This window comes from Sedimentibacter sp. LTW-03 (assembly GCF_052059825.1).
GTDB lineage: Bacteria > Bacillota > Clostridia > Tissierellales > Sedimentibacteraceae > Sedimentibacter.
The window spans coordinates 1,880,412-1,895,728 of the sequence record NZ_CP197180.1 but is presented as its reverse complement, the minus strand read 5'-3'; the positions used below and the strand labels follow the sequence as shown (position 1 = coordinate 1,895,728).

General features: G+C 35.4%; 14 protein-coding genes. 10 read left to right on the top strand and 4 right to left on the bottom strand.

Going from position 1 to position 15,317, the window contains the following annotated elements:
- Positions 1-8: 8 nt before the first annotated feature.
- The 10 genes from ACS3UD_RS09425 to ACS3UD_RS09380 all read left to right on the top strand — a co-directional run bounded on the left by ACS3UD_RS09425 (position 9) and on the right by ACS3UD_RS09380 (position 11,352).
- On the top strand, positions 9-560 hold the full coding sequence (locus ACS3UD_RS09425; RefSeq protein ID WP_308139855.1) for a Fe-S-containing hydro-lyase: 552 nt from the start codon (positions 9-11) through the stop codon (positions 558-560).
- A 15-nt stretch (positions 561-575) separates the two neighbouring features.
- Positions 576-1,751 (top strand): NAD(P)-dependent malic enzyme, encoded by a 1,176-nt coding sequence (locus ACS3UD_RS09420; RefSeq protein WP_308139856.1) that lies wholly within the window; start codon positions 576-578, stop codon positions 1,749-1,751.
- A gap of 218 nt (positions 1,752-1,969) precedes the next feature.
- Positions 1,970-3,250, top strand: coding sequence for a sensor histidine kinase (locus ACS3UD_RS09415; RefSeq protein ID WP_308139857.1), 1,281 nt, complete (start codon positions 1,970-1,972; stop codon positions 3,248-3,250).
- Entirely contained in the window at positions 3,231-4,061 is an 831-nt protein-coding gene (locus tag ACS3UD_RS09410) for a DNA-binding domain-containing protein (RefSeq protein ID WP_308139858.1), read from the top strand. Before ACS3UD_RS09415 ends, ACS3UD_RS09410 begins: the two co-directional genes overlap by 20 nt.
- A 111-nt stretch (positions 4,062-4,172) precedes the next feature.
- On the top strand, positions 4,173-5,174 hold the full coding sequence (locus ACS3UD_RS09405; RefSeq protein ID WP_308139859.1) for a TAXI family TRAP transporter solute-binding subunit: 1,002 nt from the start codon (positions 4,173-4,175) through the stop codon (positions 5,172-5,174).
- 23 nt (positions 5,175-5,197) lie between these two features.
- Positions 5,198-5,719 (top strand): DUF1850 domain-containing protein, encoded by a 522-nt coding sequence (locus ACS3UD_RS09400; protein ID WP_308139860.1) that lies wholly within the window; start codon positions 5,198-5,200, stop codon positions 5,717-5,719.
- Positions 5,720-5,735: 16 nt separating this feature from the next.
- Positions 5,736-7,706 (top strand): TRAP transporter permease, encoded by a 1,971-nt coding sequence (locus tag ACS3UD_RS09395; RefSeq protein WP_308139861.1) that lies wholly within the window; start codon positions 5,736-5,738, stop codon positions 7,704-7,706.
- A 633-nt stretch (positions 7,707-8,339) separates the two neighbouring features.
- On the top strand, positions 8,340-9,074 hold the full coding sequence (locus ACS3UD_RS09390; RefSeq protein WP_308139862.1) for a DUF6873 family GME fold protein: 735 nt from the start codon (positions 8,340-8,342) through the stop codon (positions 9,072-9,074).
- Between the two features lie 26 nt (positions 9,075-9,100).
- The gene (gene ytxC / locus ACS3UD_RS09385; protein WP_308139863.1) at positions 9,101-9,940 is read left to right on the top strand and encodes a sporulation protein YtxC; all 840 of its coding nucleotides are present in this window, start codon (positions 9,101-9,103) and stop codon (positions 9,938-9,940) included.
- Between the two features lie 650 nt (positions 9,941-10,590).
- A complete protein-coding gene (locus ACS3UD_RS09380; protein ID WP_308139864.1) occupies positions 10,591-11,352 on the top strand; it encodes an REP-associated tyrosine transposase in 762 nt (253 codons plus the stop codon).
- Positions 11,353-11,585: 233 nt separating this feature from the next.
- On the opposite strand, the gene ACS3UD_RS09375 is transcribed toward ACS3UD_RS09380, so the two are convergent.
- Genes ACS3UD_RS09375 through potA form a run of 4 tightly spaced genes read right to left on the bottom strand, consistent with a single transcriptional unit; the run spans position 11,586 to position 15,308 of the window.
- Complete coding sequence (locus ACS3UD_RS09375; protein WP_308139865.1) at positions 11,586-12,623, bottom strand: ABC transporter substrate-binding protein; 1,038 nt, start codon at positions 12,621-12,623, stop codon at positions 11,586-11,588.
- Positions 12,624-13,430: an ABC transporter permease gene (locus ACS3UD_RS09370; RefSeq protein ID WP_308139866.1), complete on the bottom strand. Its 807-nt coding sequence runs from the start codon at positions 13,428-13,430 to the stop codon at positions 12,624-12,626.
- Positions 13,424-14,266, bottom strand: a complete 843-nt coding sequence (locus tag ACS3UD_RS09365; protein ID WP_308139867.1) for an ABC transporter permease — start codon at positions 14,264-14,266, stop codon at positions 13,424-13,426. Before ACS3UD_RS09365 ends, ACS3UD_RS09370 begins: the two co-directional genes overlap by 7 nt.
- Before the next feature lies 1 nt (position 14,267).
- Positions 14,268-15,308, bottom strand: coding sequence for a spermidine/putrescine ABC transporter ATP-binding protein (gene potA, locus ACS3UD_RS09360; RefSeq protein WP_308139868.1), 1,041 nt, complete (start codon positions 15,306-15,308; stop codon positions 14,268-14,270).
- Positions 15,309-15,317 lie beyond the last annotated feature (9 nt).

The following is a 15,317-nucleotide window of genomic DNA, read 5'->3' as shown; positions in this document are numbered from 1 at the left end:
GGTTGAGCATGTCTAAAATAGTAAATACTCCGCTAACAGATGAAGTGGTAAATGATTTAAAAGCAGGCGATAGAGTTTTATTGAACGGAATTATATATACAGGCCGTGATGCTGCGCATAAAAGACTGGCTGAGTTGATAAACAAGGGAGAAAAGCTTCCTATGGATATTAAAAACCAGACCATTTATTACGTAGGTCCATGCCCTGCAAAGCCAGGACAGGCAATTGGTTCTGCAGGGCCTACAACTAGCGGCAGAATGGACGCATATGCACCGTTGTTGATGGAGCATGGGTTAAAAGGAATGATAGGAAAAGGTCTCAGAAACCAGCAGGTTATTGATTCTATAATAAAGAACAACTGTGTTTACTTTGCTGCTATAGGCGGTGCAGGAGCACTTCTTGCTGAGGCTATTAAGGAAGCTGAGGTAATAGCATTTCCCGATTTGGGAGCCGAAGCAATTTATAAATTAAAAGTCGAGAATTTTCCGGTTACAGTAATAATTGATAATAAAGGTAATGATTTATATAAAATTGGAAAAGAAAAATATAAAAAAATATAAGAAAGGAATTAAATTATGTCATTAAGAGATGATGCATTAAAATTGCATAAGGACAATCAAGGTAAGTTAAATATAATGAGCAAGGTGCCTGTCACTGACAAGGTTTCTTTAAGCTTAGCATATACTCCAGGCGTTGCTGAGCCCTGCAAGGAAATAGCTGAGGATATTGATAGTGTTTATGACTACACTTCAAAAGGAAACTTGGTTGCTGTAGTTTCAGACGGTACAGCAGTTCTCGGGTTGGGTGATATAGGTCCATATGCAGCTATACCTGTTATGGAGGGTAAATCAGTGCTTTTTAAAGAATTCGGCGGAGTAGATTCATTCCCAATTTGCGTTAAAACTAAGGAGCCTGATGAAATAGTAAAAATAGTGGAAATGATTGAACCTGTATTCGGCGGAATCAATTTAGAGGATATTTCTGCACCAAGGTGCTTTGAAATAGAAAATAAGCTGAAAGACAGATTGTCAATTCCGGTATTCCATGACGATCAGCACGGCACAGCAATAATAGTGCTGGCAGGGCTGATGAATGCTCTAAGGCTGACAGGCAAGAAAATGGAAGACCTGACAGTGGTAATTAACGGTTCAGGAGCAGCCGGCATTGCCATAGCAAAAATAATACTTAATGTTGGAGTCAAGGATATGCTCTTGGTAGACAGATCAGGTATAATTTTCAAGGGCAGAGAAAAAGGAATGAATTGGGCGAAGGAAGAACTGGCAGAGATTACTAACAAGGATAAAAGACAGGGTGATCTAGCTGCTGCATTAAATAGCGCCGATGTATTTATAGGCGTATCACAGGCAAATATCGTTACAGAAGAAATGGTTAAAAGTATGAAGAAGGATGCAATTATATTTGCAATGGCAAACCCAGTACCTGAAATAGATCCTGACTTGGCTAAAAAAGCCGGGGCTAGAGTCGTGGGAACCGGAAGAAGCGATTATCCAAATCAGATAAATAACGTGCTTGCATTCCCGGGAATATTCAGAGGAACATTTGACGTTCGAGCAACAACTATAAATGAAGAAATGAAATTGGCAGCTGCCAAAGCCCTTTCAGAACTTATTACAGACGATGAACTTAGGGAAGACTATATTATACCCATGCCATTTGATAAGAGAGTAAGGCCGGCAGTTGCAAAGGCAGTTGCGCAAGCAGCAAGAGATACAGGAGTAGCTATGCTTTAATATAAACAAAATTCCATTTAAAAGGAATTGTGATTCAGAAAGTATTCTTAATAATATAAAAAAATAATAGGATTTGTACCAAAACCAAATTGGTGCAAATCCATTTTGTTTGTAAATAAATTATTCATAAAACATCATTAATATATAAAAAATATTTGTTAACAGCCCTATATTATTATATAATGTTATAAACTATTGTAAAGCTTAGGGGGGAGCTAATGAAAAAAAGACAAAGAATGCTGGTTTTTGCAATTGTTATTACAGCTACTTCGCAATTCTACTTAAACTTTGCCATTGATGGGTTCAGAATATCGACGGCAGTTATAATCTTTCCGGTTTTCCTTATTACTTATGACGACATAAGCAGCATTCATGCATCCCTGTTAACAGCTTTAATAGTGTTCATCGTCAGAATTTTTGTGCTTTTAGTTAGCGGGATGGAGTTAGTACAGGCTGCATTTATCGTATTTCCGGGTTCTCTTTTTTATATAATCTACGGAATAATGTTTAGCTTAAACAAACGGATACCAAACAATTCACTGCCAAAAATGTTTTTTTTGATATTGACATGTGATTTTTTTTCCAACATTATTGAAGTGTTTTTGAGAATGAGTATATCAAACAATGTTGTCAATCACAGGAATTTAATTATATTATTTTTTATAGCAGTGACAAGGGCCTTTCTAGCTATGGTGATTTTGGCAATTATAAGAAATTACAAAATATTGCTAACCAGGGAGGAGCACGAAATAAGGTATCAAAATTTGATTTTGCTTACTTCTGATTTGAAAAGCGAAATTTATCTTATGAAAAAAAACTCTGAGGCCATAGAGCATATTATGAGCAACTCTTATATTTTGTATGAAAAGGTTTTACAGCCTGAACATGATGATTATATTAAAGACCTTTCCTTAAATATTACGAAGGATATTCATGAAATAAAGAAAGATTATATTAGAGTGATAAAGGGATTAGAAAATACTCTTATCGAAGAGTTTCAGCTTTCCGAAATGAGCATTAAGGATATTTTCTATATACTTAAGGAAAGCGTGTGCAGATTGAATGAAAATGACAATTTATATCTTGATTTTAAGTACGAAGCCAATTTTTCAACTAAAAACCATTTTCAATTGATGTCGATATTAAGAAATCTTGTTAACAATTCAATGGAATCAATTGACTTTTCGAAAAAAAATAATTTTATTAAGATTTATCATAAATCAGATAAAAAAAATCATATTTTTACTGTAGGTGACAGCGGTGAGGGAATATCTCCCGAGAATTTGAAATATATTTATAATCCGGGGTTTTCTACAAAATTCGATTATAATACAGGAGATGTCAACAGGGGGATAGGTCTTTACCACGTAAAAAACTTAGTAGAAAGCTACTTCAAAGGTACCATAGATGTGACATCCAAAATTAATTCAGGAACAGAATTTACAATTAAAATACCATTGGCCAATATGGAGGTAAGCAATGAGAATATACATTATTGATGATGATATTACAGTTGTAAAAATGCTTGGAAATATTATAGAGGATAACGATTTGGGCATTGTGTGCGGTTATGCCCTCGATGGAAATAAGGGACTGTCGGAAATTACTGCTCTTGAGCCGGATATTGTTTTGGCTGATTTACTAATGCCGGAAAAAGACGGAATATCTCTTGCAAAAGAATTTAAGGATAAAAGTGAAAGACCTGCATTTATAATGATATCTCAAGTATCTTCTAAAAGTATGATCAGCAAGGCATACTCGGAAGGTATAGACTTTTTTATCAATAAACCCATAAATGTGATAGAAGTAAGTAATGTTATAAGGAATATTGTGGAAAAAATTAATTATAAGAAGACGCTTAATAATATTCAAAGTTTAATATACAAGGACGGCAGTTCAAACGCGGTAAAAATACCTGCGGACACTAGAATAAAAAAAATACAGCTTATATTAAACAGATTGGGAATGACCGGAGAAAAAGGGGAAAAAGAAATATTGGCAATCTGCAATTACCTTATTGTAAATGATAAAACTATGTCTGATTTAAACATTAAGGATTTATGCAAAATACTGAGCCCTAATTCAAAAAACATGGAGCAAAGAATCAGACGTGCAGTATCTAAAGGTTTGACAAATATAGCCTACCTTGGAATAGAAGACTATATGAATGATATATTTATAATGTACTCCAACAGTCTTTTTAATTTTGAGGATGTAAAAACACAGATGGATATGATAAGAGGAAAAAATAAATTCGGAGGTAAAATAAATATTAAAAAATTTATAGATGGCCTGTTAATAAATAGCTAGTTCAATTTGGGAAAAGGTTTGTATTTTTCGTAGTTATTTTTGTATTTTTTTGATGTTTGTCTTTATAATACTCTAAAGCTAAATGCTTAAAAATATATGGAGGAGAGTACAATGAAAAAAAGAACAACAGTTTTCTTAAGTCTATTGTTAGTAGTTTTTTTAATTGCAGGTTTAACCGGATGTGGAACAGATACTAATTCTGATACCGGGGAAGAACCTTCAACATCGGCTAAGCAGACATTCATAAATATCGGAACAGGCGGTACGGCAGGTACATACTTCCCTCTCGGCGGTGCATTCGCTGAAATCTGGAATAAAGACATAGCAGGCATCAATGCAACGGCAACAAGTACCGGCGCATCTGTAGCAAACGTTAACTTACTGAAAGAAGGAAATGTTGAAGTAGTAATAATACAAAATGACATTGCTTCTTATGCTGAAACAGGCACAGTTTTATTTGAAGGGGAACCTTATCCCGACATAAGAGGTTTATGTACATTGTACAGCGAACCCCTGCAATTGGTAACAACTGACGAAAGTATAAAAACAGTTGCTGATTTAAAGGGTAAGAGAGTAGCTGTTGGAGCGATAGGAAGTGGTGTTGAAGCGAATGCAAGACAAATCATAGCAGCAGCTGGGCTTGACTTTGAAGAAGATTTTGATCCGAAATTCCTGTCCTTCTCTGAAGCTTCAACCGGACTCAAGGATAAACAGCTAGATGCAGCATTCTTGGTTGCCGGAGTACCAACAGCAGCAATAGTTGATTTATCAACTCAGAATGATGTATTTGTTGTTCCCATAGACGGAGAAGTAGCTAAAAATCTTATGGAGACATACCCGTTCTACACTGAATTTATAATTCCTGCAGGAACATACAAGGGTCAGGCTGATGACGTTCAATCACTGTCTGTAAGAGCAATGCTTGCAGTAAATGCTAACCTGGATGATGAATTGGCATACGGCATGGTTAAATCCATATATGAAAACGGTGACAGAATTACTGCGGCACATAATGTAGGAAAAGACATAACTATGGATACAGCTCTGGACGGAATAGGAATAACCTTACATCCTGGAGCTCAAAAATACTTTGATGAGCAAGGTATAAAATAAATTATAGCAGGGAATGAGTCAGTTTGAAAAAAACAAAGAGTGGATTTGTAATTGTTGGATTGCTGCTTGCAGTAGCTTTTTTGTGCATTATAAGCATACTTGGTGTGGGCAAAAACAAACTGCTGGTTATTCAGAACAATACAACAGGAGAAAAGACAGAATTTTATCTGAAGGACGATAGCTTCTCCTTAGGATACATGCATTCTGTTATGAAGACTCCTGCTGAAGAATTCTTCCGTGTAAATGCGGATAATGAAATTGTGCTGGAAAAAACAGTATACGAATCTTTTGGTGTTGGCCTGCCATTTTTAGCAGACAAGAACGATTTTGAAATTAAAGATGATAAATTCATTCTTTATACAGACTCTGTTTTTAAAGAAATAAACATGATTATATCGCCTATTCCGGAGCATTGGCTCCAAATAGGCGATATGAAGTATGAGTTAACAAATATATTAAAAGAAAAAAACTGCTCAATTACTATTTATTCGCATGATGATTCAGTAATGAAATATTTAATGTCGTTATTAAGCAATCCATACTAGTAAAGGAGGAAAAAATGTGACTGAAAAAATAGGCAATGATATTGTTAAAGACATAGATGAAGAAGTAAGCCAGGAAGAAGTCGATCAGATTCTCAGGAAGTACGATAAGGGATCAGATTTTAGAGTTCTGTCGGGAAATGCAAATAAAATTATTTCAATGATGCTTTTGGGCTTTTCTCTTTTTCAATTGTATACAGCAATTTTTCTGGGCATGGAACCTATGATATTGAGATCAATTCATCTTGCTTTTGGATTATCATTAATATTTTTACTTTATCCGGCAAGCAAGAAATGGCCCAAGGATAAACTTCATCCTATGGACATTATTACTGCTGTAGTTGTAGTTATTGTATGCTTCTATGTTGTTGTGTTTTATAAAGATTTGGTTTACAGGGCCGGTAGGATTACTGATACAGATATGATAATAGGGCTTATGGCGGTATTTTTGGTGTTGGAAGCTGCCCGAAGGGTAATAGGGCTTCCAATGGTTATTATCTCTGTTTTATTTATCATATATGCATTTTTAGGACCGTATATCCCAGGCAAACTTGCACATAGAGGAGTCAGTCTGAATAATTTTGCCCAGCATATATTTTTTACGACAGAAGGTATCATGGGACTTCCAATAGGTGTTTCTTCTACATTTATTTTTATGTTTTTGCTTTTTGGAGCATATCTTGAAAAGACCGGAATGGGAGAATTTTTTATAAATTTGGCAAACTCTGTTTCAGGGAGCTCTCCCGGGGGGCCTGCAAAAGTGGCAGTAATATCCAGTGGCTGCATGGGAACTTTATCTGGAAGTTCGGTTGCAAATGTTGTAGGAACGGGGAGCTTCACCATACCTATGATGAAAAGGCTTGGATACAGAAACGAGTTTTCCGGAGCTGTTGAAGCTACAGCATCAACAGGGGGACAGTTGATGCCTCCGATTATGGGTGCGGCTGCATTTCTTATGGCGGAAATAACAAACACGCCATATTTTACTATAATAAAGGCTGCTGCCATACCTGCGCTTCTGTATTACTTTGGCGTGTGGGCAGGAGTGCATTTTGAAGCAAAAAAATTAAATTTGATGGGATTGCCAAAAGACCAGATTCCAAAAATCGGTCACGTAATGAAAACAAGAGGCCATCTGATAATTCCTATAATTGTAGTTATGTACCTGTTAATACAGGGCTTCTCTCCTATAAGAGCTGCTCTAGGAGCAATTGTTTCCACGCTTATATGTTCATCGTTTACGAAGGACACAAGAATGTCCTTTAAGGATATTGTAGAAGGGTTGATAAAAGGTGCGAAAAGTGCACTTACAGTTGTGGCGGCATGTGCATGCGCCGGAATAATAATAGGTGTTGTAACACAAACGGGGCTTGGGCTTAAAATGGGATCGGTAATTGTAGGTCTGGCAAAGGGAAATTTATTTATGACACTGTTTTTTACAATGATAACTTCACTGATTCTGGGAATTGGTGTTCCAACTACTGCGAACTATGTTATTACATCCACTATAGCGGCTCCCGCATTACTTCTGCTGGGCGTTGATGTTATACCGGCACATATGTTTGTATTCTATTTCGGAATTATAGCAGACGTTACTCCTCCTGTTTGTCTGGCAGCAGTTGCAGCGTCAGGTATTGCGAAATCCGAACCAATGAGTACGGGCGTACAGGCAACGCGTCTAGCTATAGCCGCATTCCTGATACCGTATATATTTGTTCACAGCCCTCGTTTGCTTATGATAAATACGACACCATTATTGCTTATATTCGATATAGCTACGGCACTTGTGGGAATTACATGTATAGCAATTGCCTTAACTGGTTTTTTCAAAACTCGTATGTCAATTATTGAAAAAGTTTTATTTGCAGCAGGAGGTCTGTTTTTAGTGTTGACTAAGGTTCATTTTGTTGCTATAGGGATAGTGCTTATAGCTCTGGTATATATGCTGCAAAAAAGAAAGGAACAAAAAATTTCAAAAAGTACGACCTAATAGAATCTGTTCGTGACTCAAGTATATTTTTTTAATGCAGATAATTGAAAAATATTTAATTAAAATTTTAATTGATAAAGCTTCTGATTTTTCAGCGGCTTTATTTTATTTCAAACAACAGAAATTAAAAAAGATTGTGACTTGCAGGCATCTATTACGTTCAGCTGCAAAATGCAGTAATTCCCTCAGTTTAAAGAAAAGCCGTAACAAAAATATTACAGGTACATAGTATGCTGTGCGCAGACTGTTGAAATAAATAATAATTGCACTGATAAAATATGTATTATTATACAAAAAATAAAGAAACTAATTTTCAAAAACTATCACTTTACATACACGAGATGAAAAATTTCAGGATTCACAAAAAAATAGATACGATTTTTTATTGAAAATAAGCGGTTTACAATTTAAGAGCTTGAACTAAAGTTTATACTAATTAATGAATAACATTTCAAGATTTCTGTTAATAAGTGCGTGTGAGACATAGGGCACATCTTTCTATTTATCATTTCCTGAATTTTTTTTAAAAAAATAAGGTATCATAACCATAGCTTCAATATTTTTTATCCTGAAAGTTGAGTTGATAATTGCAAAATGGTATAATTGCTTACAAATTTATATACAGGAGCTTTTATGAATCCATTTATTCCTAATAAAAAGCCTCGCTATGTGCTTATTGACTACAGAGCAGGGGATGAAATAATTAATTATTTAAAAAAATTGAAGATAGAACCTATCAAGACACTAAAATGTGATGATTTACAGGAACCTGTGAACGGACATCCCGACATGGTAATTCATCCTGTGGATTATGAAACTTTTGTGATTGCTCCCAACGTTTACGACTATTACAGAAATGTTTTAAAGGACAAAGGAATAAAAGTTATTAAAGGTGGAAAAACTCTATGTAGAAACTATCCCGAGGATATCGCATATAATGTAGCAAGAATAGGGAGATATGCTGTGCACAACACTAAGCATACAGACCAGGTATTAAAGTATTATTTGGAAGAAGCAGACATTGAATTCATTCATGTTAATCAGGGATACACAAAATGTTCGACTTCAGCAGTAAGTGACACCAAAGCTTTGACATCAGACATACTGATACATGAAAAACTCAAATCATATAATATAGACTGTATGTATATAAACCCTGAGCTGGTTCTTCTTGAGGGCTATAATCACGGATTTATAGGAGGCTGTGCAGGTTTAATTAATGAAAAGATTTTCTTATTAACAGGTAAAATTCCTGATAAGAATATTTTAATCACATTAAAAAAATTTATCCAGTCAGCAGGATATGTATATGATGAAGCTTCAAATGGGCAAATAATAGATTTGGGATCTCTGATACCAATAATTTAACCTCCCTTGAAGAGAGGAGTGACTGAGTGGAGCTTTTATCATTAGAGTTAAATGAAAATGAAAATCATGAAGTGTTTAATAATATTAAGATTATCACAAATTTGGATGAAAGTGATATAAATATAGAAATATCATCTACAGATGAGGGAAATATAAGAATAAGATATTTCACGGATAACAAAGCTAGTAAAAAGAATTACATTGAAAAAATAACTGGAAGAGTAACGAAGCTGTTGATTGAGTATACAAAGCTCGAAAGTATAAATCTTTTAAAGGAAAGTTATTTTTATTTTGATGAAGAAGAAGTATCAGCCATTATTGCTGATATTGAGGATGAAATTCACAACGATATTAAAATTCAGCTCATCGTAAAAAATAAGTTTAAAGAAATACTTGAAAGATCAAACATAATAAATTTGAACGGATTCATTAACTTTAGGCTGAAATTTATTAAGCTATATGCCGCGCAGGTAGTTGAAAGATGTATTGACAGCTACCTTATGAAAAAAGAATACATGGACTTTATAAGCATCATAAAACTCATATCCGATGCGGAAGAGGGAGAATATGATGTGGCTAATGTAATCTTCAGTGACCAAAAACTTCAGATCTACGATAAAAATATGAAAAAAATAACATATTTTGATAATAATGCGGAATTTTCTGCGGAGCTTGACAGCAAGATGACATACGACGAGACGGTAATAAATTTATTGTTAAGCGTGTCTCCTAAGAAGATAATAATACACGAATCAAAGATAGATAAAAAGGATAAAGAAGCGCTTAATACATTGGAAATTATAAAGAAAATTTTTGAAGGCAAAATTGAAATATGCAAGGGTTGCAAATACTGTGATTTGTTTTAGTATAAGCGTATTGTGACATTTAAGGTTTTATAAGGCCTGCCTGTTTTGCTGCCGTTCAGACAGCCAAGTTCTATTGCCTGCCGTACGGTGGCTTGCAGGACAGGTCAGAGAAGTTATTATAGTGAGAAAATGTAATATTATTTTAAAATATTAAGGAAATCAAAAGGTTTATGTTTTAGAATTATATAAAAGGGAATATATATAATGAGTACATGAAAGGGAGGAAGTACATATGGCATTTTTAGTATTGGCAGCATTAATTACAGTTACCGCAACAACCGCAATTCACTTGTTAAATATAAAAGAATCAGAAGTAAGCAACGAACAGTAAGTATAAGCGAATTGAGATTTAGTCTCAGTCAGCAAAGTATAGATGATTTAATAATCGCAAAAAAATCACATGATTGTCATGTGATTTTTTTATATGTGTAATTTTAAAATTAATAAAAAACTTCTATTTGTGGCATTTTATAAGGTATCCATCCATACTTTGTGTTGTAAATGGGCAGACATGGGGACGTTTTATATGTCTTGGTTTTTTATGGAAATTATTAATTGACCCTGTAATAATAAATGCTATAATAGTATTAAACTATAATGAAGAATTAAGCATAATAAATAAAAATATATATAATAAAAAGAGGTGCCGTATGCCCAGACAAGCAAGGGTAAAAAGCATTACCGGAATATACCATATTATGCTGAGAGGAATTGACAAACGAGATATATTTTTAGATAATGAGGATAAGTTAAAGTTTCTGGAAAGCATTGAAAAAGCTAAGGAAAAGGGTAAGTTTAATGTGCTTGGATTTTGCTTAATGGATAACCATGTTCATATGCTGCTGAAAGAATATGAGGAGATTGGAACAAGCATTAAGCGTATAACGGTAGGCTATGTTGGATGGCACAATAAAAAGCACGATAGAACAGGTCATTTATTTCAGAACAGATATATGAGTGAGCCTGTAAATACTGAAGAGTACTTGGTGACGGTATTAAGATACATTCATCAAAATCCGGTAAAGGCAAGAATTGTAACATCTGTGAAAGATTATAAATGGAGCAGTTACGGATTTTATTATTTATTTTACAATGGACAAAAAACAATAATAGATGGAACATTAATTGAAAATTATTTTGGGACATTTGAGGAATTCAGCAGATATATGAATACAGTCAATGATGATGAGTGCCTTGAAGCAAAGACAGTAAAGCATAATACGGATAACAAGCTGACAAAAATAATAACTGATAAATATAAGGTTATAAATTTGCCGGAATTGCCTTTTGACAAGAAAAAAGCAATTATTAAGGATATTTATATCATGGAGAATACAAGTATTCGGCAATTAAGCAGAGTTTTTGGCATGGGGAAGTCAATTGTTGAAAAGGTGCTAAAAAAAGACGAATGAAACGTCCCCGCGTCCATAAAAAAAGACGAATGAAACGTCCCCGCGTCCATACCCGCGTCCATATGTAAATATATCCTTATATTTACATTTCAAAACCTTTTCTGAATTTTATCGTCTAAATAAGTGGGAATAAATAAAAGGTCCATTTTTGAAACAATAATTTGTTAAATAATAAAAAAACACTTAAGAATTATCGGTAAATTTCTTAAGTGTTCATTTTATTTTATGGCCTGTTATTCTGCCATCAGTTCAGTCCATCTTTCAGTATAAAGTTCTATAAAATCTTGAGGGTCTCTGAACATTTCCATTTTTTCTATATCTTCCTGAGGAATGTTGAATGCCGGGTTGTCAAGCAACTCTTGATCCACCTGCTTTATTGCTTCAGTATGGACTGTAGAGTACCATACTTCGTCGATGTTTTTAAGCGTAGCATCCGTAGAACATAAAAAGTCAATGAATTTTTCTGCCAGTGGCTGATTTTTTGCTGTTGACGGAACGAACATAGCATCAATCCAGATGTTGCTTCCTTCCTTTGGAATTACAAAGTCAAGATTTTCATTTTCAGCCATTGCAGAAACAGCTTCTCCGGACCATACCAAAGCCATATCAGCTTCTTCATTTATCATAATATCAGGGGCACCGTCTGTTATGTATGTCATAACAAGCGGCCTTTGCTTCAGTAATAATTCTTTGGCTTCATCCAGCTCTTTTTCGTCCACAGTATTCAGAGAATATCCCAGTAGCTTCAATGCTGCTGCAAAGGCGTCTCTTTGAGAATCCATCATTATGATTCGGTGCTCGTGGCTTTCGTCCCAAAGCATTGCCCAGCTGTCGGAAGAGGCATCTACGGTATTTTTGTTGTATAGTATGCCAAGGGTACCCCAGAAGTATGGGACTGCATATTCGTTGCTTGGATCGTAGGGCTGGTTTTTAAATGCTTCGTTTATATATTTTGAATTGGGGATATTATCAAAATTCAGCTTATTAACCATTCCTTCGTTAATCATTCGCTCAATCATATATTCGCTTGAAATTATAAGGTCATAGTTTGATGCTCCTGCTTTTGCTTTTATATACATTTCTTCGGGAGTTGAATATGTGTCGTATGCAACTTTTACGTTGTTAGCTTTTTCGAATTCAGTCAGCAGGTTTTTGTCAATATAGATGTCATAGTTCAGTACATTCAATGTTTCTTTTTTCTCGGAACTGCATCCTGCGGCAATCAATACCAAGCACAGCACCGAAGCAATTAGAAGTAATCTTTTTTTCATTTAGCTCTTATACCTCGCTTTTTGTAGTTTTTTGGATTTTTCTACTCCGTTGGACTTTTTGTTTATTAATATCATCAGCAGTAATACAACTGCCAGCATTATTGTGGACAATGCATTAATTGTTGGGCGGACGCCTCTTCTTGCCATAGAGTAAATTACTATGGAAAGATTAGTAACGCCTTCTCCTTTTGTAAAGTAGCTTATTATAAAATCATCTATGGACAGTGTGAATGCCATCAAAAACCCTGCTACAATTCCAGGTTTTATTTCAGGAATTATAACCTTTCTGAGAGCGTACATGGGGGTTGCTCCCAAATCCATTGCTGCTTCTGTCATGTGCACATCCAATTGCCTGAGCTTAGGAAGTATTGACAGAATTACGTATGGGGTGCTGAATACTATATGTGAAATCAACATGGTATTAAAGCCGAAATTTATGTTAAATGATATATACAGTATCATCAGCGATATACCTGTTACTATGTCCGGGTTCACAACGGGAAGATAGTTAACGTTCAGAAGCAATGATTTAAGCTTTCCGTTTATGGCGTTAATTCCGATTGCTGCTATTGCACCCAGAATTGTAGATATGACAGCTGAAATTATCGCTATTGTTATCGTGTAATAAAACGCTGATCGTATATCCTTGTCATAAAACAGTTCAACGTACCATTTTAGTGAAAATCCTGTCCAGTTTCCTCTTGATTTAGATTCATTAAATGAAAAGACGGCAAGCACTATAATAGGTGCGTAAAGGAACAAAAATATCAGTCCCATATAGATTTTTGACAAATATTTTTTTACCAAAGTCTTGCTCCCCCTTCCTTATCAACATCAAATCTGTTCATTATTGACATGGAAATAAGTATTATCAACATCATTACAATTGATATGGCGGAGCCAAAATTCCAGTCACCGTTCAGTATGAACAGTTTTTCTATAAGATTTCCAATCATCATGTTTTTGTTGCCTCCAAGCAGCTGCGGTATAATAAAGGTGCTTACGGCAGGCATGAATACCATTACGATTCCCGAAATCACTCCCGGCATGCTCAATGGAAATATAACTTTTCTGAATTTTATATACTTGTTTGCTCCCAGGTCATCTGCTGCTTCCAGTATCCCGGAATCCATTTTGCTCAGCGCCGTGTATACGGGAAGTATCATAAATGGAAGAAAATTGTAAACCATGCCCATTACGGTTGCACCTCTTGTGTAAAGCATGTTTACCCTAGGTAGGCCTATGAGTTCAAAAAAATTATTGAGAATTCCGTTATTTCCAAGTATGGTCATCCACGCATAGGTTCTTAAAAGCATGTTCATCCACATTGGAAGTATGCAGAGAAACAATAGGGTGCTTCTCTTGGACAAATCAGCTCTTGAAATTATATATGCGGCTGGATATCCCAACAACAGACATATGACTGTAGAAACTGCGGCCAGAAAAATTGAGTCCCACAATATATTTATATACAGGGGGTCAAAAAATTTCCTGAAATTCTCTGCTGTAAACTGTATGGTTGTAAGACCGTTTGACTGCTTGGTTGTAATGCTGTATAACAGAACCAAAAAGCTAGGGAACACTATAAATATTATCATCCAAAGCTGGTAAGGGTATGAAAAGTACTTTGTCCTATTTTTCATATCAGTCTCCCTTTTCCATTATGTGAATATCGTCTGGCGTAAGGGTCAGCCCAACTGTGGAACCTGCCGGAGCCATATCTGTGGAGTGAACCAGAAATTCGTAACCTTGAACCATAATGCGCATTTCATAGTGGACACCTTTGAATGTGACTGAGTTGACGGTACCGTTAAGTTTGCCTTTGTCTTCGAGAGTAAGGTCTAAATCTTCGGGACGGATTACAACGTCAACTTCTTCACCTCTGCCGAAACCTGAATCGAGGCAATCAAATTTTTTGCCTAAAAACTCCACAAGATAATCGTCATGCATGACTCCGCTAATTATGTTGCTTTCTCCTATGAAGGCTGCCACAAATGCATTCTCCGGTTCGTTATAGATGTCTATGGGAGATCCCATCTGTTGTATTATGCCATCATTCATAACAACTATGGTATCTGACATTGTCAGCGCTTCCTCCTGATCATGCGTTACATAAATAAAGGTTATTCCTATTTGTTTCTGCATAGCCTTTAGTTCGTGCTGCATTTCCTTTCTTAGCTTTAAATCAAGAGCACCGAGAGGCTCATCAAGAAGAAGAACCTTAGGTTCGTTAACCAGAGCTCTGGCAATTGCAATACGCTGTTGCTGGCCTCCGCTCAGCTGATCGATTCTTCTTTTGCCGTAATTCTTCAGATTAAATAACCCCAGCATTTTTTCCACTTTGCTGTTTATAAGTCTTTCATCCATTTTCTTTATTCTAAGGCCGAAAGCTATATTTTCAAAAACATTCAGATGAGGAAATAAGGCGTATTTCTGAAATACGGTGTTCAGCTGCCTCTTAAAGGGAGGAACGTCGTTAATCAGATGGCCGTCAAAAAATACATCACCTTCATCAGGTGTTTCAAAACCTCCTATAATTCTCAGAGTTGTGGTTTTCCCGCAGCCGCTGGGACCCAATAAGGTTACAAATTCATTTTTCTTAACGGATAGGTTAATATCATCAAGAACTATCTCACCATCATATTTTTTAGTAATATTATTCAATTCGATAATAGCGTTGTCCATATTTTTCTC

Excerpts from the sequence above, each read along its gene's own strand:
- ACS3UD_RS09425 (WP_308139855.1), top strand. The coding sequence starts at position 9 with ATGTCTAAAATAGTAAATACTCCGCTAACAGATGAAGTGGTAAATGAT.
- ACS3UD_RS09375 (WP_308139865.1), bottom strand. The coding sequence starts at position 12,623 with ATGAAAAAAAGATTACTTCTAATTGCTTCGGTGCTGTGCTTGGTATTG.
- ACS3UD_RS09410 (WP_308139858.1), top strand. The coding sequence starts at position 3,231 with ATGAGAATATACATTATTGATGATGATATTACAGTTGTAAAAATGCTT.
- potA (WP_308139868.1), bottom strand. The coding sequence starts at position 15,308 with ATGGACAACGCTATTATCGAATTGAATAATATTACTAAAAAATATGAT.
- ACS3UD_RS09415 (WP_308139857.1), top strand. The coding sequence starts at position 1,970 with ATGAAAAAAAGACAAAGAATGCTGGTTTTTGCAATTGTTATTACAGCT.
- ACS3UD_RS09405 (WP_308139859.1), top strand. The coding sequence starts at position 4,173 with ATGAAAAAAAGAACAACAGTTTTCTTAAGTCTATTGTTAGTAGTTTTT.
- ACS3UD_RS09420 (WP_308139856.1), top strand. The coding sequence starts at position 576 with ATGTCATTAAGAGATGATGCATTAAAATTGCATAAGGACAATCAAGGT.
- ACS3UD_RS09390 (WP_308139862.1), top strand. The coding sequence starts at position 8,340 with ATGAATCCATTTATTCCTAATAAAAAGCCTCGCTATGTGCTTATTGAC.
- ACS3UD_RS09365 (WP_308139867.1), bottom strand. The coding sequence starts at position 14,266 with ATGAAAAATAGGACAAAGTACTTTTCATACCCTTACCAGCTTTGGATG.
- ACS3UD_RS09380 (WP_308139864.1), top strand. The coding sequence starts at position 10,591 with ATGCCCAGACAAGCAAGGGTAAAAAGCATTACCGGAATATACCATATT.